This window comes from Arsenophonus sp. (assembly GCA_031446085.1).
GTDB lineage: Bacteria > Pseudomonadota > Gammaproteobacteria > Enterobacterales > Enterobacteriaceae.
This window is the reverse complement of sequence record CP132901.1, coordinates 534,799-560,536: the sequence shown is the minus strand read 5'-3', so window position 1 is coordinate 560,536 and position 25,738 is coordinate 534,799. Positions and strand designations below refer to the sequence as shown.

The following is a 25,738-nucleotide window of genomic DNA, read 5'->3' as shown; positions in this document are numbered from 1 at the left end:
TATTATTCAGAACATTTAATTAAGAAATTATTTTGTAACAACTGCTAAAATATCACTTTCCGACATAATTAATAATTCTTCATTATTAATTCTTTCTGTCTTGACACTATATCCATCATTAAAAATAACTATATCTCCAACTTTAACATCTAATGATTTTATTTCACCATTTTCTAATGTTCGACCATTACCTATAGCAACTACTTTCCCTCGAGTTGATTTTCCTGCAGCCGATCCAGTTAAAACTATTCCACCAGTAGATTTAGCTTCAACTTCTTCACGTTTAACAATAACTCGATCATGTAACGGACGAAGGCAGATTTCATCTTTCATTAATGTTCTCCTAATAAATAAATCCATAACAAATTAAATTAAGGATAGTACTAGTATTATATACTATATAATAATTTATTCAATACTAGGACTCTATCAAAATATATGGGGTAAATTTAAATGAGTTCAAGGGTAGGAATAATATTTTTTTATTTTTAAATAAGTAATTTGTTTTTTGTTAAAACAAAATTAATAATCTATTATCTCTAATAGATCAATCTTGATAAGTAAAAACTGTAATTACTTTTTTTACATTTTTAATTTTACTTGCTATAGATGCTATTTTATTTGCTTCTTTTTTTTTTAAAAAACCAAATAAAAAAACTTCTTTATTTTCAGTAATAACTTTAACTGAATTGATATTTCTTAAAATTTTTAACTTTAACTGTGTCGTAATCCATGTATCCACTAAAATATCTTGCAATTTAATAACATCAAGAATTCTTACCTCATTATAAATAGTACTAATTTCTTTAATTTTAGATAAAATAGTATACTCAATTTTTTTTAATAATTTTGAATTATTTACTTGTCCTATTAACAAAACTTTACCAGAATAAACGATTGGAATAATACGAATTTTTTGATTGAATTTTACAAATTTACTTCTATAAATAATCGTGTTTATCTTACTAGATAAGATTAAGTCGTCTATTTGTGTTCCTAAACTTCTTGAATCTACAGCACTTTTCGTTACAACAAAAGCAGAACCAATCATAGTTGTACCAGTGCATCCATTTAAAATAATACCTATTAAAAATAACCATGTTGTCAAAAATAAAACTCTCATTACATGCCTTTATGTTTTTAAAATATATTAAAAATATAAATAAAAATACTTAAAAACATAAAAAAAAGTATTTTTTTATTTACTATTTACTAAAAAGATAATTCTTTTGATACTAATACATATAATTCTTCGTGCCTTGGAATATGAATATTATTTTTTTTTGATATATTTAATAAATATCCAGTAATTTCTTGAATTTCTGTTTTTTTATTACATTCTATATCTTGTAGCATGGAAGATTTATTATTCCCAGTAAGTTTTATAATATTTAAAATTTTTTTATATAAATATTCAACACCAAAATTATGAAAAAAAGTTTTTTTTATAACTAAATCTAATTCTAAACATAAATAAAAAATTTCTTTCTTATATTTGTTTAATTCTTTATTTTTACATTGATATTTAACTGATAAAGGATTAATTACAGAATTAATACAAAGTTTTTCTAAAGTAGGGATGATTATATTGGAATGCCATCTAACTTTTCCTAAAAAATTAGATAACATATCTAAAACAAAATAAGATTTTTTTCCTAAGTTATTAATTCCACCAATTATAATTTCTCCATTATGTACATGATATATAATATTATTTTCTTTATAAGCGGCATGATTAGTTACACCCCTGATTAACGGTTGTTTAATTTTTAAAAAACATTTTTCATTAACCATTCCATTGAAAATCATAATAATAATACAATTTTGATTCACTATTTTAGAAATTTTTAATAACTCTGGATATATTTTCCATGCTTTTAAAGTAATAATCAAAATATGCGTATTTCTAATACTACTGATTAAATTAGTAGTTATAAAATATTTTTTTTCTATTTGATTTATATCAACTATATTAACTTCTAATCTTTTATTATTAGAATTTTTTGTGATACCATGTACACTAATATTTTTTCCATTATCAATAAGTAATTTCAAAAAAACACTTCCTAATGCACCACAACCTAATATACTAATATTTATCATATCAATCGATATCTAAAAAAATGGATATAAAAACTAAATAGAACTAATTTAAAGCAAATTTAAAATTAATGTATATAAAAATAAAATTAACTTTTTTGTAACGGAAATACATGTAGTGTATTTCCGTTAATGCTTAAAATAATAACCTTAGTTTTAGCTTTTAATTCTGTTTTTGAATAAATTCTCCAAACAGAATCAAATATTTTTACTTGACCATATCCATTATATGTATCATTTATTAAAATAACTTTTTTCCCAATTAATTTTTTTTGTATTTCATTGATACCATTGTAATGAAATTTATTTAAGTTATTATTTTTTTTTATATAAAATCCAACTACTATCATAAATAGTATTGATATAAAAAAACAAATAACTTGTATTAATAAATTTAATGAAAACAAATATGATATCAAGCTAATAAAAATACATGAAATACTAATCCATAAAAAAAATCCACAAAAAAAAATTGATTCTAAAATTAATAATATAAAAGATAATACTAGCCAATAATATATATGAAAGCAAAAATATTGAAACATTTTTATTTTATAAATCTATACTTTTTTAACTTTATTTTTTTTATTTACATCATTTTGATTCAAATTAGTATTTATCATTTCTACAATTCCTGCAATTGATCCTACCAAATTTGCAGTCTCTAACGGAAACATAACAATTTTAGTATTACTAGATGTTCCAATGCTCGTCAATGCATCTGTATACTTTTGAGCTATAAAATAATTCACAGCTTGTATATTTCCAGTTTTAATTGCATTTGAAACTAATTCAGTTGCTTTTGCTTCAGCTTTTGCTGATCTTTCTCTAGCTTCAGCTTCTAAAAAAGATGACTGTCTATCACCTTCTGCTTTTAATATCTGAGACTGTTTCTTTCCTTCAGCACGTAATATAGCCGCTTGTCGAATGCCCTCTGCTTCTAATATATCAGCTCTTTTTGTTCTTTCTGCTTTCATTTGTGCATTCATAGCCTCAATTAATTCACTTGGTGGTCGAACATCTCTAATTTCAATTCGAGTAATTTTAACTCCCCATGGATTTGTAGCTTCATCTACTATAGATAATAATTTAGTATTAATATAGTCCCTTTGTGATAACATTTCATCTAATTCCATTGAACCTAAAACAGTCCTAAAATTTGTCATTGTCAAATTGATAATTGCAAGTTGCAAGTTACTTACTTCATATGCTGCTTTTACAGCATCTATAACTTGAATAAAACATATTGCATCAATTGAAACATTAGCATTATCTTTTGAAATTACTTCCTGAGATGGAATATCTAAAACTTGTTCCATCATATTTATTTTTTTTCCAATACGTTCTACAAAAGGAAATAAAATATTTAATCCAGGCATTAACGTTTTTGTATAACGTCCAAATTTTTCTACTGTCCATTGATATCCTTGAGGAACAATTTTAATAGATGAAACTGCTAACATTAAAGCACTAAATAACAAAGTCGTTATAAATATCAACATTGTAATATTTCTGTTTTTGTTTATATATTTTTCTATAATACATAAAAAAAAAAAAAAAACCAATAATTTTTTAGAAAAACAAAATTTTAATCCGTTAGTAGGATAGATATCCTATAAATAAATTAAAAATTTTTTGTTTATAAATGGAATTAATACAGTTTAATAACATTATCAATTAAACTATAAAGTCATAGTATATAAATTTTCCTATGATTCAATTTTCCTTAAAAAAAATGATAAAATAATAAAAATCTAACATTATTTGAACGTTTATTGTATAATAATAGATTAAAAGATAGATGAAATAATCTATTTATTTTTTAAAACAATGTCTTATATTCATTGGTAATTTTTTAATCATGGAGGTTTAGTGAACAAAACTACTATTAACACATTATTAGAATGGAAAAAAAATAAAAAAAAATTTGCTTGTATTACTGCATATGACTTTACATTCGCAAACTTATTTTCAAAAAGTGGAATTAATGTTATCTTAGTTGGAGATTCACTTGGAATGACTATACAAGGTTATTCCACAACATTACAAGTCACCATTCAAGATATGATATATCATACACAATGTGTAAGAAAGGGTGCTCCGGATTCTTTTATAATGTCTGATATGCCATTTATGTCTTATAGTTCTCTTAATGATGCATATAAAAATGCTGCTTTATTAATCCAATCTGGTGCAAACATGGTTAAAATTGAAGGTGGTGAAAAATGGATTTGTAATATTGTAAATAATCTGGTAAAACGTTCAATTCCTGTATGTGGTCATTTAGGATTAACACCACAATCTATTAATATGATCGGTGGTTATAAAATAGCTGGTCGTAATCAAAAAGATTCAGAAAAAATAATTTCTAATTCTATTTCATTAGAAAAGTCTGGAATACAACTGATTGTTTTAGAATGTATTCCGTGGAAATTAGCTCAAAAAATCACTCAAACTTTATCAATACCAGTTATAGGAATTGGATCAGGTAAAATGACAGATGGTCAAATATTAGTTATGCACGATATTTTAGGCATTACTGTAAATAATATTCCTTCTTTTTCTAAAAAATTTATGAATGAATCTTATGATATAAAAAATGCAATTAATAAATACGTAAAAAGTGTAGAAAATGAACTTTTTCCTTCAAAAGAACATATATTTGATTAAATAAGGAAAAAATAAGTTATGTTAATTATTGAAGATAAAAATATTTTAAAAGAAACTATCCAAGAAATAGTAGCAAAAAAAAATAAAAAAATTGCATTAATACCAACAATGGGTAATATCCATGATGGACATTTATCTTTAATTAAAGCAGGAATGAATCATGCAAATATCATTATAGTAAGTATATTTGTAAATCCAATGCAATTTAATGAAGAAAAAGATTTTATTACCTATCCTAGAACATTGAATCAAGATTACGAAATACTAAAAAAAAATAATGTTAATATTGTTTATGTACCTCATTTTAAAGATATTTATCCCAATGGAATTAATGAACATACATTCATTAATGTTCAATCATTATCAAATATTTTAGAAGGAAAAAGTAGACCTAACCATTTTTATGGTGTTGCTACAATTATAGCAAAACTTTTTAATATCATTCAACCTAATTTAGCATGTTTTGGGGAAAAAGATTATCAACAATTGCTACTAATTCGTAAAATGACATTAGATCTTAACTATCCTATAAAAATTATTTCTGTTCCAATAGTGCGTGATATTAATGGACTTGCATTAAGTTCTAGAAACAAATTATTAGATGAAAAAGAAAAAAAGATAGCAAACAAAATTAATAAAATATTAAATAATTGTGCAAAAAAAATTGAAAATAAAATAAATACAATTCAAAAAATTATAGAAAGTACAAAAAAAGAACTTATAAAAAATAAAATCAAGTTAGATACTATTTTTATAAGAAATGCACAAAATTTAAATGAATTAAATGAAAAAACTAAATATGCAATAATATTGCTAAGCGTTCGAATTGGAAAAATACGTTTAATTGATAACAAAAAAATCAAATTATTTTAAATATATTTAAAATCATCTAATAATGTTAATCATTATTCTATCTTCATTTTCATACTATTAATATAATTAAGTTTTTTGATATTGAAATCAAATTTCAATATCAAAAAATATATTTTTAAATAATATTAAAATTACACTTAATGATATTTAAAAATATATTTTTATAAAAAAATCCTACTTAAATAATCTTAAATAGATACTACAAATTAAATATAAATTAATGAGGTTTAAATATGGAAAAATACATTGAAAAAATGATTTATGCATCAAGATGGTTATTATTTCCAGTATATATTGGTTTATCATTCGGTTTTGTCTTATTAACCCTAAAATTTTTTCAACAAATTATTCATATAATACCAAAATTGTTTGCAATGTCTGAATCCGGTTTAATTTTAACAGTTTTATCATTAATAGATATTGCTTTAATTGGTGGATTGTTAGTAATGGTAATGTTTTCTGGTTATGAAAATTTCATTTTAAAAATGACTGTTAATGATCAAGACCAAAAATTAACCTGGATGGGGAAAATGGATGTCAATTCTATTAAAAATAAAGTTGCATTATCTATTGTTGCGATTTCTTCAGTACATTTATTAAGAATATTTATGGAAGCTGAAATAGTACCAGATAATAAAATTATGTTATGTGTTATTATTCATTTATCTTTTGTATTATCAGCATTTGGTATGGCATATATTGACGGAATGGGGAAAAAAATAGAAAAATAATTCATCTTTCTCAAATTAAAAATTAATAATTAATATTATTAAACAAAAAAGGAAATAAAAAAATGAAAATAGCAATAATCCTTTCAGGATGTGGTTTTTTAGATGGATCTGAAGTTAACGAAGTAGTTTTAACTATTTTATCTTTAGAAAAAAGAAAAATAGATTATCAATGTTTTGCACCAAATATCCAACAAAAAGATGTAATAAATCATATTAATCAAAAAAAAAATGAAGAAATAAGAAATGTACTAATAGAATCTGCTAGAATTGTACGAAGTAAAATATTACCACTAGATCAATGCAATTCAAATGAATTTGATGGATTAATTGTTCCTGGTGGTTATGGTGTTGTAAAAAATTTATCTAATTATTATTTTGATAAATCTAATTTTTTTATAGAAAAAAATGTATTAAAAATTTGTCGAAAATTTATAGGGAAACCTGTAGGATATATTTGTATAGCTCCAGTTTTATTACCAATGATTTATAAAAAGAAAATTAAATTGACTATTGGTAATGATAAAAAAATAAGTAATGATTTGGTAAAATTAGGTTGTAAAGTTGTAAAATGTCAATCCAACGATATTGTAATTGATTTAAAAAATAACATTATAACCACTCCAGCCTATATGTTATCTAATAATATCTATGATATATATTTAAATATTGATAAATTAGTTTGTATAATGTTAGATTTACATAAAAAAATAAATATTTAAAAGACATAATTAAATGTATGAGAATTAAATTCTCTTTTTTTTAAAAAAAATATTTTATTTTTTATTTTAAATTTTACTTAAATACATAATTTTTTATGGTAATTTTTTTATATGATAATAGCTAAATTAGTTCTTTTGAGACATGGTAAAAGTCAATGGAATGAACAAAATCGTTTTACAGGATGGACTGATATTGGATTATCAGAAAAAGGATATGTAGAAGCAAAAAAAGTAGGGAAATTTTTTAAAAAAAATAAATTTCACTTTGATTTAGCATATACTTCAACTTTAAATAGAGCATCAGATACATTAATAAAAATACTAAACGAAATAAATCATAATCATATACCAATTGAAAAAAGTTGGTTTTTAAATGAACGACATTACGGAGCATTAGAAGGATTAAAAAAAACAGAATTAATAAAACAATATGGAAAAAAACAAGTAAATTTATGGAGAAAAGATTTTCATACAATTCCACCAAAAATAAATGAGAATGATCCAAAATATCCCGGAAATAACCAAAAATATGCTCATTTAAAAAAATCCATTTTACCTCTAGGTGAGAGTTTATATGAAACTATGAAACGTGTAATTATATACTGGGAAAAAACAATAAAACCTCAACTAAAACAAGGAAAAAATATCATTATTGTTGCTCATGGGAATTCTTTAAGAACTTTAATTAAATATATTGATAATATGAATGAAACAGATTTTTTTCATTTCTATATACCAAATGCAAAACCTATTATTTATTACTTTTTTAAAAATATGAAACCAATAAAAATTTCTTATTGTTTTCAACATTAATATTATTTTTTAAATAAACAATTACATTAATATTTTAAAATATACTTTCGTTTCCAAATATTATTTCTATTGATAAAATTTATAATACATATTATAATAAAAAATTTAGTTAACTGAGTAATCGCTAATTTTCAATTAAAATTAGAGGAAAGTCCGGACTCCATGAAGAAAAGTGCCAGATAACATCTGGGAGATGAAAATCTACGAATAGTGCAACAGAAAAAAAACCGCCTTTTAAAACATATAAAAAAGGTAAGGGTGAAATGGTGTTGTTAAGAGCTCACCGCAATACTGGTAACAGTATTGGCATTGTAAACTCCACTTGGAGCAAGGTCAAATAGAAACTCATAATATGCATCTTCACATTAATTGGGTTTGGGTAGACTGCTTGAATTAATATGTGAATATTAATCTAGATAAATGATTACTTAATACAGAACCCGGCTTATAGGTTAACTAAATTTGAAAAAATGAAAAAATTAAAATTAAGGATTTAAAAATGAAATATATATTACCTGAATTACCATATGATTATGATGAGTTAGAACCATACATAGATACCAATACAATGAAAATACATCATCAAAAACATCATCAAACGTATATTAATAATACTAATGAAATTTTAAAAAAAATACCTCAATTCTCTCATTTAAGCATAAAAGATTTAATAAAAAATTTAGAAAACATTCCGGAAAAATATCAAGTTTCATTAAAAAATAATGCTGGAGGACATTTTAATCACTCGTTTTTTTGGAGAAGTTTGAAAAAAAAAACCAACTATAATTCTAATTTTAAATTAGTTAAAAAAATTCATTATTTTTTTAAAGATATCAATAATTTTAAACAAACTTTTGAAAAAAAAGCAACAAGTTTATTTGGTTCTGGATGGATATGGCTTATATTAGATGATAATAAAAAATTAATTATTTCTTGTACATCTAATCAAGATAATCCTTTAATGGGTAAAAAAATATCTGGAATTTCTGGATACCCAATTTTTGGACTAGATCTTTGGGAACATGCTTATTATTTAAAATATCAAAATCGTCGTATTGAATACGTTAATGCTTTTTGGAATATTTTAAACTGGGAAAAAGCAGAAATAAGATTTAAAAATCATCTTTCATCATGAAAGATGATTTTTAAATCAAATATGAGATTAAATATATCCTATCGATTCTTTAATTTTTCTAATATTATGTTTTGCTATTTTTTTTGCTTGATCTGCTCCATCTAAAACAATGTCCATTAAAAATTTTTTATTACTTTTAAATTCTAAAAATTTGTTTTGTATGTCTTTTAAAAAAGACGAAACAACTTCAGAAAGAGACAATTTAAATTCTTGATACAATTTTCCTTTAAATTCTTTTTCTATTAATTCATAAGAATTTCCTGTAATTCCTGAAAAAATATTCATTAAATTAGATATACCAATTTTATTTTTTAAATCAAAAAAAACTTTTGGAGGATTTTCAGAATCAGTAGTAGCACGTGTGATTTTTTTAACTACTTGTTTTGGATCTTCTAATAATGTAATTATATTGTTTTTATTTCTATCAGATTTTGACATTTTTTTATCTAACTGTTGTAAAGATAATATTTTTTTGCCTTTCTTAGAAAAGCAAGGTTGAGGTATTACAAATATATCGCCATATATTTTATTAAATCTTTTAGCTATATTTATTGTCAATTCTATATGTTGTTTTTGATCTAATCCAACTGGAACAACATTAGATTGATATAATAAAATATCTGAAGCCATTAAAATTGGATAATTAAATAATCCAACGTTTTGAGATATTTTTCTGTTATTTAAATTTTTTTTAAATTGAGTCATTCGTTTTAATTCGCCAAAATATGTATAACAACTTAATATCCAATTCAATTCTACATGTTCTTGAACATGTGATTGTATAAATACAATAGATTTTTTAGGGTTAATGCCACAAGCTAAATACAATGCTAAAGTATCTATTATATTTTTCTTCATATTATCAGGATCTTGTTTTTTAGTGACAGTATGATGATCTACTATACAAAAGATACAATTATAATTATTTTTATTTTGCATTAAAACCCATTGTTTTATTGCTCCAATATAATTTCCAATTGTTAATAATCCAGATGGCTGAGTACCACTAAATAAAATTTTTTTTCTTTTATTAAATTCAATTTTTTTATCTTTTTTCATTTTTCTTAATAAAAAATTTTAATAAATCTTTTTTATATCTGTTATATACAACAATTATATAAATAATATAAAATTATTCATCTATATTAAATAGATTTTGACGAATAGAAGATATTACAAAATGATAATCAGATTGTTTAAATATTGCAGAGCCTATAATAAAAATATTAGCACCTGATTTTGCAATATTTTTAACATTATTTATATTAATTCCTCCATCAACTTCTAGATTAATAGAAAAACCACTATCAACAATAATTTTTTTTATTTGTTTAATTTTCAACAATGTCTTTTTTATAAAAGATTGTCCAGCAAAACCAGGATTAACAGACATAATTAAAATGTGATCTAATTCATCTAAGACGTAATCCAAATAATGTAAAGAAGTTGCAGGATTCAATGCAACACCTCTTTTACAACCATAACTTTTAATTAGTTTTAACGTATAATCAAGATTTTTTACTAATTCAGGATGAATAGTAATATGAGTAGCTCCAGATTCTACAAACTTAGGTATTAATTTATTAATAGATCGAGTCATTAAATGAATTTCAATAGGATGTTTAATTCCATAATTTCTTAACGATTTACAAATTATTGGTCCAAAAGTTAAATTAGGAACATATTGACCATCCATACAATCAAAATGTATCATATCAGAACCTGCATTAATAACTCTATCAACATCTTCACCTAGTAAAGCAAAATTAGCTGATAAAATTGACGCTGAAATTAAATATCGATTCATTAAATTATCTCTTTCTAATAAAAAATAATAACTAAAATAGTTATATAACTTCTAATATAAATAATCAATAATAAAAAATTAAAAAGATAAATGAATTGCTTTAAGAATTATTTTTTTATCGAGATTTAAATATAATTCTGCAGAACCAATAGATTTTAGTAGTACCATATTGTACTGATTATAATACATTTTTTTATCCTGTTTAAGATACGAAATAAAATTAATATTAGATAATATTTTCGGGATCTTAGTTGGTAATTTTGAAGAATTTAATAATTTTACTATTCTTTGAAATTCAATTAAATTTATTTTTTTTAACAATAATGAAATTCTTGAAGCTATTACTATACCTATAGAAACTGCTTCTCCATGAAGTATATCTTCATTTTTTAATGCTGATTCAATTACATGACCAAAAGTATGTCCTAAATTTAACAATATACGTTGATTTTTCATTTCATTTTCATCTAAAGTAATGATATTACTTTTTAAAATGCAACATTTCTTAATACAATTAGTTAATTCTTTTTTTTTTAAAATTAAAATTTTTTTAATATTTTTTTCTAACCAACAAAAAAAATTATAATCTAAACTAATTGCATATTTTATAACTTCTGCTAAACCAGATAAATATTGTTTTTTTGGCAATGTATTAAGAGTATTAAAATCATTAATCACTAATATAGGTTGATAAATACTTCCAACCATATTTTTTTGAAAAAGATGATTAACTCCAGTTTTTCCACCAATAGAAGAATCTATTTGCGATAATAAAGTTGTAGGGATTTGTATATATGGAACACCTCTTTTATAACAAGAAGCAACAAAACCAGTGATATCTCCTATAACACCTCCACCTAAAGCAATTAAAACAGTATTTCGAGAATACTTTTTTTTTAAAAGAATAGAAATAATTTCACTAAAAGTATTTAAATTTTTATATTTTTCTCCATCTGATATAACAATATTATCGATTCTTCTAATTCCAACTTTAAAAATAGAAGAATAAACAGAATCTAAATATATGGATCCTATGACAGAATTAGTAATAATCATAACAGATTCTAATTGAGAAATTATAGAAAAAATTTTTTCTGAATTTAATAAATCTTTTCCAATAATAATTGGATACGTTCTATTCAATAAATTAACATTAACTATATGCATAGAATTTTAAAAAAATTAAATATCTGATAATAATTTTATAATTTGATTGGTAATTATTTTGACACTTTGATTATCAGTATACAAAGTGATATCTGCTATTTCTTGATAAAGAGGATTTCTTTCAACAGCTAATTTTTTAATAATTTCATCAGCATGAATATTTTGATTTAATAGAGGTCTTTTTTTATTATGTTTAGTACGTAATATTTGTTTTTTAATACTAGTATGTAAATATACCACAATTCCTCTTGAAGAAAGTCTATTACGAATTTCTTTAGATTGAATTGAACCCCCACCAGTAGCTAAAATAATTTTTTCTTTTTCTGTTAATTCTTTAATAATTTTATTTTCTCTTTTTCTAAAACCTTCTTCTCCTTCCAAATCAAATATCCAACTTAAATCTGCTCCACTTCTTTTTTCAATTTCTTCATCTGAATCAAAAAAATCCATATTTAATTTTTGAGACAAATATTTTCCAATCGTACTTTTACCAGCACCCATGGGACCTATTAAAAATATGTTTTTTTTGTCTATCATAATTTATTTCAATTATTTATATAATTAAAATTATATTTTAATTTTAAAAACATAATAAATGCAAATTTTTTATTGCAAAATAAATAAAAATTATATGAATAATTTTTGTTTTTTATCTTTTTAATTTTATTTTGAAATTTAAAATGTAAATTTATTTTTTACAATAAAAAAATATTAATATCCAATGTTTTTAATTAACATATAAAAAATCAATATGAATAATTTTAAATTTATATGGATGTTTTTGTATTCTTTTAATTTTTACTAAAATATTATTATTATCAACAATGATATTTAATGTATTAAAAAAATTTTTATCTATTTTTTTATTTAAAACATCATGATAATTTAATTTTATTAAAACTGGAACATTCAATTTTCCATAAATTATTGCTGGAATCTGATTATTTTTTCTTAATTTTCTGCTTGCACTTTTTCCATGTTCTTTCCGAATATCTGCGTAAATACTTAACATATTTTTTCCTAATAAAATTACTGTTTTAAACAAATTTTAAAAAAATAATATTTTTATACTTCTATATATTACATATATTTAATATAATTAATATTATATTTTATTCTAAATTCTTATAAAAAATGTCATTATTCATTACAAAACGTTGTATAAATTGTGATCTTTGCACTAAAGAATGTCCAAATAAGGCAATATATAAAGGACAATTTACTTATAAGATTAACAAAAATCTTTGTACTGAATGTGTTGGATATTATAAAAAACCAAATTGTCAATCTGTATGTCCTATTAAAAATACTATTGTGAAAGATTTAAGTAATATAGAAAATGTCAAGAGTTTATTAAAAAAACAAAAAAAAATATCTTCCAAATATAAGAAAAAATATTGATACTTTTATTAAGTATTTTAATTTTCAAAAATTACAATTGAACAAACATATTTTTTTTCATCTGAAATAGAAACATGTATTTTTTTAATTTTTAATTGTTTAGAAATTGATCTAGCTTTTCCTAATAAATTTAATTTTGGTTTACCAAAAAAATCATGAAAAAGTTCAAATTGATTAAAATATATTCCTTCTTTTATTCCAGTACCTAATGCTTTAGAAGCAGCTTCTTTTACTGAAAAATGCTTAGCAATAAATTCAATAGGAAAATTATTCATTTGATATCTTTGATATTCATTAAATGAAAGTATCTTTTTTGCTATTTTTCTTGAAGATGTATAAATTTCTTTAATTCTTGAAATTTTTACAAGATCTAATCCTATTCCAATTATAGACATAATACTGCAATTTAAATTTAATTATTATTGATAATATTTTTCATTTTTTTTACTGATTTTTTTAATCCAAAAAAAAATGCATCTGAAATTATAGAATGTCCTATATTAAAAGTATGTATACCAGATATTTCAATTATTTTTTTTATATTTTCATAATTTAAACCATGACCTGCATTAACTATTAATTTTTTCTTGTTGCAATAATATATTGCTTTTTTTATATTATCTAATTCTGTCTTTTCTTGATCTGTTCTAAATAAATTAGAATATAAACCAGTATGAATTTCAATACCCTCAACACACATAAAATATGCTTCTTCTATATCATCTATATTAGGTTCAATAAATAAAAAAACATTAATATTATTATCTTGTAATTGTTTAATAACGTTTGTTAATTTCTCTTTATTTTTTTTTATATCCAATCCACTTTCAGTTGTTAATTCCATTCTTTTTTCTGGAACTAAACAACAAGAATCTGGTTTTATTTTACATGCAAAATTAATCATTTTATTATTTGCAGCTATTTCTAAGTTCATCGGTATTTGTAAAGTTTCTTTTAAAATTTTTACATCTCTTTTTCTTATATGTCTATAGTCTTCACGTAAATGAATCGTAATACCATCGGCACCACCTTGTTGAGCTAAAAAAGCAGCATGTACAGGATCTGGATAAAAAGTATTTCTAAAATTTCTTATTGTTGCAATATGATCAATATTAACACTTAATAGTGCTTTATTCATTATACTTTCCTTTAAATATTTATTAAATATAAATAAAAAAATTATTTCACAATATGTATAATTAATTTTAAGATATAAAATTAAATTTAAGAAATTCTAGAATTTCTTAAATTTAATTTTTTTATTAATCTTCACCCAAAGATAAAGAGACGATTTTATTAAAAAATATTTTTGTATATCTATACGAGAACACATACTAATTTTTTTTATTTTTTTTCCTTGATTTCCTATAATTATTTTTTTTTGACTTTTTTTATTAACATAAATAAACGCACTTATTCTAAAATGTTCTTTATTAAAGATAGAATTTTTTATTTTGATATTAATTAAATAAGGTAATTCATCTCCTAGATAACGTATAGTTTTTTCTCTAATAATTTCAGAAATTATAAATTTTTTTGAAGAATTTGTAATTTTTTCTTTTGAAAAAAAAAGCTTTTCTCTAGGAATTAAGTTAAATATTAATTTATTAATCTCACCAATAAATTGATTTTTTTTTGCACTTACCAAAATAATATTTAAAAAATTCATTTTTTTTCTAAGAAAAGATAAATAAGGTAAAAAATATTTTTTATCTGAAACTTTGTCAATTTTGTTAACTACTAATAAAATTGGACAAGAAGAAAATCTTAACGATTTTAGCAAACGTTCATCATTATGATCCCATATCATCTCTTCTATAACAAAAATAATTAAAGAATTTTTATAAAAATATTTGTTTTCAAAAAAATGATATTTTTTAAAAATAAAATTTTTATTTTTCATTCCTGGCGTATCTATATATATAATTTGTTTATTTTTTTTAGTTAAAATTCCAACTATATTACACAATGTAGTTTGCGATTTTGATGAAGTAATAGAAATTTTTTTCCCAATTAATCTATTTAATAATGTAGATTTTCCTACATTTGTTTTCCCTATAATACTAACAAAACCACAATAAGTTTCTTTTTCTTTCATAATTGCTCTAAAATTTTCAATACCTTCTCAGCAGCTACTTGCTCTGCCTTTCTACGACTAGATCCAACACCTTTAATAGGATTTTTAATTCCTGTTACTTTACAATGAATAGTAAATGCTTGATTTTGACCCTCATTACTAATATTAGCTATTAAATAGTTTGGTAATGGAAGATGATGTCCTTGTAAATATTCCTGTAATCTTGTTTTTGGATCCTTTTGATTATAATTTGGATGAATATTAATTAAACTTAAATTATACCATTTAATAATAATATTTTCAGTTTCTTGAAGATTACTATCTAAAAAAATACTCCCTATCAATGCTTCCATCGTATCAGCTAATATTGAATCTCTACGAAAACCACCATTTTTTAATTCTCCTGCACCAAGCCTTAAACACTCTCCTAAATTAAATTCTCTTGCAAGTTCTGCCAATCTATTGCCATTGACTAACGTTGCACGCATTCGACTCATCTCTCCCTCATTAGCCCGAGGAAATCTTTTATAAAGGTTATTAGTGATTACAAAACTTAAAATAGAATCTCCTAAAAATTCTAATCTTTCATTATGAAAATTACTAGCACTTCTGTGTGTTAATGCTTGATTTAATAATAATATTTTTTTAAATTTATAACCAAGATTTACTTGTAACTGTTGTATTTCTTTTTTTTTTTTCCAATCAATTAAATAAGAATGCATGAAACCTCAAATAATTTTATAAATATTAAATAAATAATAATTCTTTATTGATTACACTTAATAAAGATATTATTGATAAATAGAACCAATTCGGTTAAAATTAATTCCAGTAGGCCATTTATCTTCTTTTTTATCTATGCTAAACCAAATAATTACAGCTTTTCCAATAAAATTTTTTTCTGGTACAAATCCCCATAAACGACTATCAAAACTATAATCACGATTGTCACCCATTACGAAATAATTATCTTCAGGAACAATCCAATAATCTTTTACTAATTCAGAATTAAAATAATCTAATTTTGATTTAACATCAGGAGAAACTAAAACTTTATATTTTAAATGATTTAACCTTTCTGTTTTTTCTTCTAAAAAATATATATCACCATTAGAATCCTTTTCTTGAATTTGAACCTTGTTAGAATTTATATTATCTGATTCAGAGTAAATATCTTGCACTTTTTTTGAATGATAATTCTTAAGATAATTTTGAAAAATAATGATTTCTTTTTTTTTAAAATCATAAATAATTTTATCTCCAGGTAACCCAATAATACGCTTAATAAAATTTAATTCTGGATTCATTGGATACTTAAATATAGCAATATCACCTCTTTTAGGCTTTCCAATTTTTAAAATTGTATTATTTGTAATTGGATTTTTTAATCCATAAACATACTTATTTGCCAATATAAAATCTCCAGAAAGTAAAGTAGGCATCATAGAATTTGATGGTATATAAAACGGTTCAAAAAAAAATGAACGTACAATTAAAATAATTACCAATATAGGAAATAAAGATGAAAAATCACTTAATACCTTTGATATTTTATTTATATAATTTTTTTTTTTAAACCTTTTTTTTCGATTACTTATTTTATAATAAAACCAAAACATGCCTGTAATCAAAACTGTACAAAATAAAAAAAAATGAAAAACATTTAACATATACAATATCCTTTTCTAAATATTATATTACTTTTTGTCGATAAAAAAAATAGAACGAAAAATTTCTATAGGTAAGGATACATTTCCAATTTTTTTCATCTTTTTTTTTCCATATCTTTGTTTTTCTAATAATTTTTTTTTTCTACTTACATCACCACCATAACATTTAGCAATTACATTTTTTCGAAATTGCTTAATTGTAGAACGTGCTATAATTTTTTTTCCAATAGCTGCTTGAATTACAATTTCAAATTGATGAGATGGAATTAAAGATTTTATTTTACTGACTAAACTTTTTGCATGATACAACGAATTAGAACGATGAATTATTAAAGATAGAGGATCAATTTTTTTAGAATTTATTAAAATATCTAGACATATAATATCTGATTTCTTATATCCAATCAAATTATAATCTAATGACGCATATCCTTTTGAAACAGATTTCAAACAATTAAAAAAATCTATCATGATTTCTATCATCGGAATTTCATAAATTAATTCGATTTGTGAACCATAATATAAAATATTACTTTGTTTACCTCTCTTATTAGAACATAAAGTGATAATTTTTCCTAAATACTTTTCATTTGGAATTACTATCATACATTTAGCAATAGGTTCTCTAAATTCTTTAATTTTGTTCATTTCAGGTAATTTAGAAGGATTATCTAAGTATAAAATAGAATTATTCTTCAATCTTACTTGATACATGACAGTAGGAGTAGTAATAATTAACTCTAAATTATATTCTCTTTTTAAACGTTCTTGAACAATTTCCATATGCAATAATCCTAGAAAACCACAACGAAAACCAAATCCTAATATATTTGACTGTTCTGGTTCATAAAAAAAAGAAGAATCATTTAAACTTAATTTCATTAATGCATCACGAAAAAAAGTATAATTTTCAGTTTTAGAAGAAAAAAATCCAGCATATACTTTAGGTATTATTCTTTTAAATCCAGGTAAAGATTGTATTGCAGGATTATTTACTGTAGTAATAGTATCTCCTACTAATGCACATTTGATATCCTTCATTGAACATATTAACCATCCTATTTCACCACATGTTAATTTAGTTTTTATAATTTTTTTAGGAGTAAAAATACCTAATTGTTCTACTTTGTAAGACCGATTAGAACTCATTATCTTAATTTGATCTCCTATTTTAATGATTCCTTCTTTAATTCTAATTAAAGAAACTATACCAAAATACTGATCAAACCAAGAATCAATAATTAATGCTTTTAATGGATGAAAAGAAAAATCATGAGGAGATGGAATTTTTTTAATTAAATATTCAATAATATTTATTATTCCAAAACCAGTTTTTGAAGAACATAACATAATTTTATTTAAATATTTTTCTGGTATTAATTCATTAATTTCTTTAATAACACGATTAGGATCTGATAAAGGTAAATCTACTTTATTTAAAATAGGGATTATAGGCAGTTTCATATCTAAAGCCATATTACAATGAGCAATAGTTTGTGCTTCTACACCTTGACTAGAATCAACAAGCAATAAAACGCCCTCACATGCTGATAAAGATCGAGAAACTTCATAAGAAAAATCAACATGTCCAGGTGTATCAATTAAATTAAAGTAATACCGTTTTCCAGTTTTAGATTTATATTGAAGAGTAACATTTTGTGCTTTAATTGTAATCCCTCTTTCTCTTTCTAATACCATAGAATCTAATATCTGAGATTGATAATCTTGATTAGCTTCAAAATTACCGTTACATGTTTCTATTATACGATCAGAAAAAGTAGATTTTCCATGATCAATATGAGCAATAACAGAAAAATTTCTTATATCCTTTATCTTCACGATATATCAATAATCTCTAAAAAAATATGTTAAAACATTAAATGTTATTTATTATTAATATTTTTTTTAACTAAAATTGTTTTAAAATAAAAATATAAAAAAAATACTATGAGAAAAAATAAAAAATAACAGAAAAAAATGGAAATAAAAAAAAGTATTTCTTGATTAGGAAAATAATCATTAATAACTTTAGATATGTAAAATAAAAAAAATAAAGGAAAAAAATAAATCAAAAAACTCAAAAAAATTTCGTTAAAAAAAATAGGTAAAATACTACCAAAATTTAAAATAGTAGTACCTTTATAATCTTTTTTTTCTATTTTTCTATTTTTAGATTTCGAATTTAAACAAAAACAAGATTTCATTTTTTTATAACTATTCAATTTTTTTTTTTAAAATAAAAAAATAAAAACAACAACAAATTATACGATAAATTCAAATAAAAATAAAAATAAATGTTATTATATATTAACATTTCACATATCTATATTACTATAATTTTCTAAAAAAAAAGAAAAAACAAAAAATAGTAGCATTAACAAAAAATTTGTGATAAAATGAAAACTGGTTCGTTGGGTTTATTATTAAACAACTAAGCATAAAAAATAAAAATCTAGCTTAAAATTAGTTAATTTCTATTTAGTTTGATTTGTAAGCGCTTTGATTAGTTTAGATTTTTCTTTTGCTTTTCTTTACTTTTATCTACTAATTCTCCTAAAAAGAAGGATTAAAATAATGAAATTGCCCATTTATTTGGATTATTCTTCAACTACACCAGTTGATCCTCGTGTACATCATAAGATGTCAAATTATATGACTATTAATGGCATTTTTGGAAATCCATCATCTCGTTCTCATCGTTTTGGATGGTTAGCTGAAGAAGCTGTTGAAAATTCAAGAAATCAAATTGCTTCTCTTATTAATGCTGATTCTCGAGAAATTATATTTACTTCTGGTGCTACAGAGTCAAATAACTTAGCTATAAAAGGTGTTGCTCATTTTTATAAAAAAAAAGGTACTCATATTATTACTAGTAAAACAGAACATAAATCAGTTTTAGATAGTTGTCGTCAGTTAGAAAGAGAAGGTTTTTTAGTAACATACCTTACACCAAAAAAAAATGGTTTAATTGATATAGAAGAAATTAGTAATTCTATTTCTAATTCGACAATTTTAGTTTCTATAATGCATGTTAACAATGAAATTGGAATTATTCAAAATATCCACAATATAGGTAAAATATGTAAAGAAAAAAATATATTATTCCATGTTGATGCTACTCAATCAGTTGGAAAAATTCCTATAAATTTAAAAGAATTAAATATTAATTTAATGTCTTTTTCTGCACATAAGTTTTATGGACCTATGGGTATAGGAGCTTTATATATTAAAAGATCTCCAAGAATTAGGTTAGAACCTCAACAACACGGTGGAGGACATGAAAGAGGAATGCGTTCTGGAACATTACCTTTACATCAAATTGTTGGTATGGGAGAAGCGTGTCGTATTGCTCAAATGGAAATGGAAGAAGAATATTCTAAAATATCAAAAATAAAAAATTATTTTTGGGATTCAATTAAAAATATTGAAGAAATTTATTTAAATGGTGATATAAAATTTAGTACTCCTTATATATTAAATGTAAGTTTCAATTATATTGAAGGAGAATCATTGATTATGTCTTTAAAGGATTTAGCGGTTTCTTCTGGTTCAGCTTGTACTTCAGCTAGCTTAGAACCTTCTTATGTTCTAAAAGCATTAGGTGTTGATGATGAATTAGCTCATAGTTCTATTCGATTTTCATTTGGTAAATATACCAAAAAAAATGATATTGATTATGCTATTAATTTAATATATACATCTATAAAAAGATTGCGTGATTTATCTCCATTATGGGAGATGTATAAAAAAGGTATAAACATTAAAGAAGTTAATTGGAATTCACATTAAGAGTAATGTGAAAGAAAACAAAAACAATAAAATTATAGGTGATAAAAATGGCTTATAGTAAAAAAGTAATAGATCATTATGAAAATCCAAGAAATGTAGGATCATTTGAAGATGATGATAAAAATATTGGATCTGGTATGGTTGGTGCTCCATCTTGCGGTGATGTTATGAAATTACAAATTAAAGTAAATAATAACGAAATAATTGAAGATGTAAAATTTAAAACATATGGATGTGGTTCTGCAATTGCTTCTAGCTCTTTAGTTACTGAATTAATAAAAGGAAAATCATTAAAAGAAGTAGAAAAAATTAAAAATAAAACGATTGCAAAAGAGTTAGCATTGCCTCCAGTAAAAATTCACTGTTCTATTTTAGCAGAGGATGCTATAAAGGCAGCAATTAAGGACTATAAAACAAAACAAAGTATAAAAAAATAATATTTTTTATATATTTTAAATGTACATCATCTTTTTATTAAAAATAAATCTATCTTGATTACGGGTAATAAATTTATGTCCATATTTTTAACTCAAAAAGCTGCTGCATATCTTATTAGTTTCTTAAAAAAATCTGGAAAAAGTGCAGAGTTAAGATTAGATGTGAAAAAATCAGGTTGTTCTGGAATGAGTTATGTTGTTAAATATCTTGATAAAATTAAAGATACTGATTTAGTTTTTGAAGACAAAGGAATAAAAATTATTGTTGATTCTAAAAATATAAAATATCTTAATGGTTTAGAGTTAGATTTTGTAAAAAATGGACTTAATAAATCATTAAAGTTTAATAATCCTAATATTAAGGAAAAATGTGGATGCGGTTTAAGTTTTAATATATAATATATTTTTAATATTTTTATTAAAATTTTTTTCCATTTTTCACAAAATATGAATTATTTTAAGTTGTTTGGTTTTATAGTAAATTATAAAATTGATGAAAAAATTTTAAAAAATCGATATAAAGAGTTACAAAAAAAATATCATCCAGATCGTCATTTTAATAAAACAAATTTAGAAAAAAAAGAGACATCTGATATATCTTCAATGATTAATATCGCTTATCGAACATTGAAAAATCCTGTAGAACGTATTGAACACATATTGGATATAAATCATTCTTATAATAAAGAAATAAATATTATTCAGGACAAGAGATTTTTAAAAAAACAATTTTCATATTATGAAAAGTTAGAATATTTTAAAAAAAACAAAACATCAAAAGAAGAAATTAACATATTTATTCAATTTATAAAATATAAAATTGAATATTACTTTAAAAAAATAGAAGAATCATTATCAAAAAAAAATTTTTCAAAGGCTTCTAATTTTTTTTATAAACTTAAATTTTTAATAAAAATTAAAAAAGAAATAGATAAAATTAATTAAACTTTTTATTTTTTAAAAATATAAATAGAGAAAAAAATGCCTAAAATTATTTTTTTACCACATAAAGAATTATGTCCAAATGGAGTTACATTTGAAGCAAAAAAAGGAGAATCAATTCTTAATGCTGGATTAAGAAATAATGTTCGTATTGAACATGTTTGCGAAAAGTCTTGTGTTTGTACTACTTGTCATTGTATTATTAGAAAAGGATTTTCTTCTTTAGAAAAAAGTTCGGAAATGGAAGAAGATATGTTAGATAAAGCTTGGGGTGTAGAAGAACACAGTCGTCTTAGTTGCCAAGCGATTATTCAAGATGAAGATTTAATAATAGAGATTCCAAAATATACTATTAATCATATTCGTGAGCAATAAAATATGAAAAATAAAAAAGAAATTACCTGGAACGATACTCAGGAGATAGCCGAAGCACTACATGAAAAATATCCTCATTTAAATCCTAAATATATACGTTTTACTGATTTACATAATTGGATATGTAAATTAAAAAATTTTAAAGATAATCCTAATAGTTCAAATGAAAGAATATTAGAATCAATATTCTTAAAATGGCTTCAAGAATATGAATAACATGTACATATAATATAATGTTAGTAAATAATAATATTAATTATACAATTAATGCATTAAATAAATTTTAAAAATTTAATAAAATTAACGTTAACAGGAATTTTAAATGAAACAAATTTTTAGTTTATTTGGTATGTTAGGGTTAATTACTATTGCTGTTATTTTTTCAAATAATAGAAAGTTAATAAATTTTAGAACTGTATTCGGCGCTTTTTTAATGCAATTAAGTATAGGAGCGTTTGCACTTTACCTGCCTTCTGGTCGTATATTATTAGAGTCTTTTTCAAATTTAATTACAAATATTATTAGTTATGGAAAAGTTGGAATGGATTTCATATTTGGAGGACTGGTATCTAATAAAATGATTGAAGTTTTTGGAGGAAGTGGATTTATTTTTGCATTTCGTGTTCTTCCTGTAATTGTTTTTTTTTCTGCTTTAATTTCTGTTTTATATTATCTTGGAATCATGCAAATATTTATCAAAATATTTGGAGGATTAATTCATAAATTATTATGTACTTCCCGAACAGAATCTTTATCAGCAACTGCTAATATTTTTTTAGGTCATACTGAATCCCCATTGGTTGTTAAGCCTTATATATCGACAATGACTCGTTCGGAATTATTTGCTGTTATGTGTGGTGGATTATCTTCAGTATCAGGATCTGTATTACTTGGATATGTTCAAATGGGTATTCCTGTAGAATATTTAATTACTGCTTCTTTTATGTCTGCTCCAGGAGGGTTATTATTTGCTAAATTATTAATTCCAGAAGATAAAAAAATAAATAATCAGATATATAAATCTGAAGTTGATGATAAAAAAAAAAAATATATCAATATTATTGATGCTGCAGCATCAGGTGCAATTTCTGGGATTAAATTGTCTTTAAATGTTGGTGCGACACTATTGGCTTTTATAGCTTTGATTGCACTAGCAAATGATTTATTAAGAACTATTGGAAATTTATTATTTATTCCAAATTTATCACTAGAATGGATTTTAGGATGTTTATTTTCACCAATTGCTTTTTTAATTGGAATACCTTGGAATGAAGCAACAATTGCAGGTTCATTCATCGGTCAAAAATTAGTTATTAATGAATTTGTAGCATATATGAAATTTTCAGAATTTTTAAAATCTAATTCTGAATTTATTATCACTGGAAAAGAAATACTATCATCTCATTCTAAAGCTATTATTTCTTTTTCTTTATGTGGATTTGCAAATTTTGCATCCGTAGCAATACTAATAGGTAGTTTGGGTGGAATCGCTCCGAATAGACGTCAAGATGTTGCAAAATTATCTTGGAAAGCTATATTAGCGGGATCATTATCTAATTTGATGAGTGCTAATATTGCTGGATTTTTTTTATCAATTCAGGAATCATTTTATTATTTAAAATAAAGATTTAATTTATTTAGAGATGAATTTTAATTTCAATAAATTGGATCTTTATTTTTTTTTTATATATATATTATATAATTTATATATATATATTATTATTTGATTTTCTGATAAGTAATCAAGATATAAATCAATTAATTAGGAGTTAATTTTGAAACGTGTATTTTTAATAATTTTAGATTCTTTTGGAATTGGTGCTACTAAAGATGCAAATAAATTTGGAGATACTGGTGCTAATACATTAGGAAATATTGCAAAATCATGTTTTTATGGAAAAGCAAATAAAAATGGACGTTATGGTAATTTAAAATTACCAAATTTGTCAAAATTAGGTTTAGGTGAAGCAGCAAAAGAATCTTCTGGAATTTTTCCGTTTGGATTAGAAAAAGAAATTGATATTATTGGTGCTTATGGTTATGCAAGTGAATTATCTTCTGGAAAAGATACTGCTTCTGGACATTGGGAAATAGCAGGCGTTCCAGTATTATTTGAATGGGGATATTTTAAAAACAAGATCTTTAGTTTTCCAGAAAATTTATTAAGTCAAGTAATTAAAGAGGGAAAAATTTCTGGATATTTAGGTAACTGTCATGCTTCGGGAACATCAATTATTGACAAATTAGGAGAAAAACATATAGAAACTGGAAAACCTATTTTCTATACTTCAGGAGATTCTGTATTTCAGATCGCATGTCATGAAGAAAAATTTGGATTAGAAAAACTTTACAATCTTTGTAAGATTACTAGAAAAATTTTAAATGATGAACGTTATAATATTGCTAGAGTGATTGCAAGACCATTTATAGGAGAGAAATCTGGTTTTTTTATTAGGACTGGAAATCGTTATGATTATTCAGTAGAACCACCAGAACCAACAGTGTTAAAAAAGTTAGTTGAAGAAAAGTCTGGAAATGTAATATCTATTGGAAAAATTGCAAATATTTATGCAAATGTTGGAATTACAAAAAAAGTACATGCTATTGGCAGAGAAAAATTATTTAATGCAACTATTCAAGAAATAAAAAATGCAAAAAATAATACTATTATATTAACTAATTTTGTTGATTTTGATTCTTCATATGGACATAGAAGAGATGTAGCTGGATATGCATTAGAATTAGAATTATTTGATAAAAGAATTCCAGAAATACTCCACTTAATTAAAAAAAATGATTTATTGATTATTACAGCAGATCATGGATGTGATCCAACATGGTACGGAACTGATCATACAAGAGAAAATATTCCAATATTGATTTATAGTCCTAAAATTACTCCATGTTATCTAGGACATCGTAAAACTTTTGCAGATATCGGACAAACGATTGCAAAATATTTTGGTTTATCTCCGATGAAATATGGAACAACAATGTTTTAAAATATTTGACATAAATATTATAATACAAGG

General features: G+C 23.0%; 31 protein-coding genes and 1 other RNA gene. 16 read left to right on the top strand and 16 right to left on the bottom strand.

Features of this window, described 5'->3' with window-relative positions:
• Positions 1–27: 27 nt before the first annotated feature.
• The 5 genes from RA161_02850 to RA161_02830 all read right to left on the bottom strand — a co-directional run bounded on the left by RA161_02850 (position 28) and on the right by RA161_02830 (position 3,602).
• Complete coding sequence (locus RA161_02850) at positions 28–321, bottom strand: co-chaperone GroES (protein WMY97732.1); 294 nt, start codon at positions 319–321, stop codon at positions 28–30.
• A 226-nt stretch (positions 322–547) separates the two neighbouring features.
• Entirely contained in the window at positions 548–1,123 is a 576-nt protein-coding gene (locus tag RA161_02845) for a BON domain-containing protein (protein ID WMY97439.1), read from the bottom strand.
• Positions 1,124–1,212: 89 nt separating this feature from the next.
• A complete protein-coding gene (locus tag RA161_02840; GenBank protein WMY97438.1) occupies positions 1,213–2,103 on the bottom strand; it encodes a 2-dehydropantoate 2-reductase in 891 nt (296 codons plus the stop codon).
• Between the two features lie 86 nt (positions 2,104–2,189).
• Entirely contained in the window at positions 2,190–2,450 is a 261-nt protein-coding gene (locus RA161_02835; GenBank protein WMY97437.1) for an NfeD family protein, read from the bottom strand.
• 210 nt (positions 2,451–2,660) lie between these two features.
• Positions 2,661–3,602 (bottom strand): SPFH domain-containing protein, encoded by a 942-nt coding sequence (locus RA161_02830; protein WMY97436.1) that lies wholly within the window; start codon positions 3,600–3,602, stop codon positions 2,661–2,663.
• A 370-nt stretch (positions 3,603–3,972) separates the two neighbouring features.
• Between RA161_02830 and panB the strand changes: the two genes are divergently transcribed.
• From panB to RA161_02795, 7 genes are all read left to right on the top strand, one after another.
• The gene (panB, locus tag RA161_02825; protein WMY97435.1) at positions 3,973–4,770 is read left to right on the top strand and encodes a 3-methyl-2-oxobutanoate hydroxymethyltransferase; all 798 of its coding nucleotides are present in this window, start codon (positions 3,973–3,975) and stop codon (positions 4,768–4,770) included.
• 18 nt (positions 4,771–4,788) lie between these two features.
• Positions 4,789–5,643 carry a pantoate--beta-alanine ligase gene (panC, locus tag RA161_02820; GenBank protein ID WMY97434.1) on the top strand — a complete coding sequence of 285 codons (855 nt, stop codon included), beginning with the start codon at positions 4,789–4,791 and terminating at the stop codon, positions 5,641–5,643.
• Positions 5,644–5,876: 233 nt separating this feature from the next.
• Complete coding sequence (locus RA161_02815; GenBank protein ID WMY97433.1) at positions 5,877–6,374, top strand: TIGR00645 family protein; 498 nt, start codon at positions 5,877–5,879, stop codon at positions 6,372–6,374.
• 62 nt (positions 6,375–6,436) lie between these two features.
• Positions 6,437–7,093, top strand: coding sequence for an isoprenoid biosynthesis glyoxalase ElbB (gene elbB, locus RA161_02810; protein WMY97432.1), 657 nt, complete (start codon positions 6,437–6,439; stop codon positions 7,091–7,093).
• 111 nt (positions 7,094–7,204) lie between these two features.
• The gene (gene gpmA, locus RA161_02805) at positions 7,205–7,906 is read left to right on the top strand and encodes a 2,3-diphosphoglycerate-dependent phosphoglycerate mutase (protein WMY97431.1); all 702 of its coding nucleotides are present in this window, start codon (positions 7,205–7,207) and stop codon (positions 7,904–7,906) included.
• Positions 7,907–8,011: 105 nt separating this feature from the next.
• An RNA gene (gene rnpB, locus RA161_02800) (RNase P RNA component class A) lies at positions 8,012–8,370 on the top strand.
• 35 nt (positions 8,371–8,405) lie between these two features.
• Positions 8,406–9,041, top strand: a complete 636-nt coding sequence (locus RA161_02795) for a Fe-Mn family superoxide dismutase (protein WMY97430.1) — start codon at positions 8,406–8,408, stop codon at positions 9,039–9,041.
• Positions 9,042–9,068: 27 nt separating this feature from the next.
• On the opposite strand, the gene trpS is transcribed toward RA161_02795, so the two are convergent.
• The 5 genes from trpS to rplY all read right to left on the bottom strand — a co-directional run bounded on the left by trpS (position 9,069) and on the right by rplY (position 13,027).
• Positions 9,069–10,100, bottom strand: coding sequence for a tryptophan--tRNA ligase (gene trpS, locus RA161_02790; GenBank protein ID WMY97429.1), 1,032 nt, complete (start codon positions 10,098–10,100; stop codon positions 9,069–9,071).
• 73 nt (positions 10,101–10,173) lie between these two features.
• Complete coding sequence (rpe, locus tag RA161_02785) at positions 10,174–10,848, bottom strand: ribulose-phosphate 3-epimerase (GenBank protein ID WMY97428.1); 675 nt, start codon at positions 10,846–10,848, stop codon at positions 10,174–10,176.
• Positions 10,849–10,926: 78 nt separating this feature from the next.
• Positions 10,927–12,015: a 3-dehydroquinate synthase gene (gene aroB, locus RA161_02780; protein ID WMY97427.1), complete on the bottom strand. Its 1,089-nt coding sequence runs from the start codon at positions 12,013–12,015 to the stop codon at positions 10,927–10,929.
• Between the two features lie 15 nt (positions 12,016–12,030).
• The gene (gene aroK / locus RA161_02775) at positions 12,031–12,552 is read right to left on the bottom strand and encodes a shikimate kinase AroK (protein ID WMY97426.1); all 522 of its coding nucleotides are present in this window, start codon (positions 12,550–12,552) and stop codon (positions 12,031–12,033) included.
• A gap of 190 nt (positions 12,553–12,742) precedes the next feature.
• Positions 12,743–13,027, bottom strand: coding sequence for a 50S ribosomal protein L25 (gene rplY, locus RA161_02770; protein ID WMY97425.1), 285 nt, complete (start codon positions 13,025–13,027; stop codon positions 12,743–12,745).
• A 122-nt stretch (positions 13,028–13,149) separates the two neighbouring features.
• On the opposite strand from rplY, the gene RA161_02765 reads away from it, so the two are divergent.
• Positions 13,150–13,416, top strand: coding sequence for a YfhL family 4Fe-4S dicluster ferredoxin (locus tag RA161_02765; protein WMY97424.1), 267 nt, complete (start codon positions 13,150–13,152; stop codon positions 13,414–13,416).
• A 17-nt stretch (positions 13,417–13,433) separates the two neighbouring features.
• Here RA161_02765 and acpS read toward each other — a convergent pair whose 3' ends face one another.
• The 6 genes from acpS to lepA form a co-directional block, all read right to left on the bottom strand.
• Positions 13,434–13,811: a holo-ACP synthase gene (acpS, locus tag RA161_02760; protein ID WMY97423.1), complete on the bottom strand. Its 378-nt coding sequence runs from the start codon at positions 13,809–13,811 to the stop codon at positions 13,434–13,436.
• 17 nt (positions 13,812–13,828) lie between these two features.
• Positions 13,829–14,554: a pyridoxine 5'-phosphate synthase gene (locus tag RA161_02755; GenBank protein WMY97422.1), complete on the bottom strand. Its 726-nt coding sequence runs from the start codon at positions 14,552–14,554 to the stop codon at positions 13,829–13,831.
• Between the two features lie 96 nt (positions 14,555–14,650).
• On the bottom strand, positions 14,651–15,514 hold the full coding sequence (gene era / locus RA161_02750; GenBank protein WMY97421.1) for a GTPase Era: 864 nt from the start codon (positions 15,512–15,514) through the stop codon (positions 14,651–14,653).
• Positions 15,511–16,215: a ribonuclease III gene (gene rnc, locus RA161_02745; GenBank protein ID WMY97420.1), complete on the bottom strand. Its 705-nt coding sequence runs from the start codon at positions 16,213–16,215 to the stop codon at positions 15,511–15,513. Before rnc ends, era begins: the two co-directional genes overlap by 4 nt.
• A gap of 69 nt (positions 16,216–16,284) precedes the next feature.
• Positions 16,285–17,163 carry a signal peptidase I gene (gene lepB / locus RA161_02740; protein ID WMY97419.1) on the bottom strand — a complete coding sequence of 293 codons (879 nt, stop codon included), beginning with the start codon at positions 17,161–17,163 and terminating at the stop codon, positions 16,285–16,287.
• A 27-nt stretch (positions 17,164–17,190) separates the two neighbouring features.
• On the bottom strand, positions 17,191–18,996 hold the full coding sequence (gene lepA, locus RA161_02735; protein ID WMY97731.1) for a translation elongation factor 4: 1,806 nt from the start codon (positions 18,994–18,996) through the stop codon (positions 17,191–17,193).
• A gap of 741 nt (positions 18,997–19,737) precedes the next feature.
• Between lepA and RA161_02730 the strand changes: the two genes are divergently transcribed.
• The 8 genes from RA161_02730 (at position 19,738) to RA161_02695 (ending at position 25,708) form a co-directional block, all read left to right on the top strand.
• Positions 19,738–20,952, top strand: a complete 1,215-nt coding sequence (locus RA161_02730; GenBank protein ID WMY97418.1) for an IscS subfamily cysteine desulfurase — start codon at positions 19,738–19,740, stop codon at positions 20,950–20,952.
• A gap of 47 nt (positions 20,953–20,999) precedes the next feature.
• The gene (gene iscU / locus RA161_02725) at positions 21,000–21,389 is read left to right on the top strand and encodes a Fe-S cluster assembly scaffold IscU (protein ID WMY97417.1); all 390 of its coding nucleotides are present in this window, start codon (positions 21,000–21,002) and stop codon (positions 21,387–21,389) included.
• Between the two features lie 75 nt (positions 21,390–21,464).
• Positions 21,465–21,788, top strand: a complete 324-nt coding sequence (locus tag RA161_02720) for an iron-sulfur cluster assembly accessory protein (protein ID WMY97416.1) — start codon at positions 21,465–21,467, stop codon at positions 21,786–21,788.
• Between the two features lie 48 nt (positions 21,789–21,836).
• Positions 21,837–22,334 (top strand): Fe-S protein assembly co-chaperone HscB, encoded by a 498-nt coding sequence (hscB, locus tag RA161_02715; GenBank protein WMY97415.1) that lies wholly within the window; start codon positions 21,837–21,839, stop codon positions 22,332–22,334.
• 36 nt (positions 22,335–22,370) lie between these two features.
• Positions 22,371–22,706 carry an ISC system 2Fe-2S type ferredoxin gene (fdx, locus tag RA161_02710; GenBank protein WMY97414.1) on the top strand — a complete coding sequence of 112 codons (336 nt, stop codon included), beginning with the start codon at positions 22,371–22,373 and terminating at the stop codon, positions 22,704–22,706.
• Positions 22,707–22,709: 3 nt separating this feature from the next.
• Positions 22,710–22,922 carry a Fe-S cluster assembly protein IscX gene (gene iscX, locus RA161_02705; GenBank protein ID WMY97413.1) on the top strand — a complete coding sequence of 71 codons (213 nt, stop codon included), beginning with the start codon at positions 22,710–22,712 and terminating at the stop codon, positions 22,920–22,922.
• A gap of 106 nt (positions 22,923–23,028) precedes the next feature.
• Entirely contained in the window at positions 23,029–24,330 is a 1,302-nt protein-coding gene (locus tag RA161_02700; GenBank protein ID WMY97412.1) for a NupC/NupG family nucleoside CNT transporter, read from the top strand.
• Positions 24,331–24,481: 151 nt separating this feature from the next.
• Positions 24,482–25,708 (top strand): phosphopentomutase, encoded by a 1,227-nt coding sequence (locus RA161_02695; protein ID WMY97411.1) that lies wholly within the window; start codon positions 24,482–24,484, stop codon positions 25,706–25,708.
• Positions 25,709–25,738: the final 30 nt, after the last annotated feature.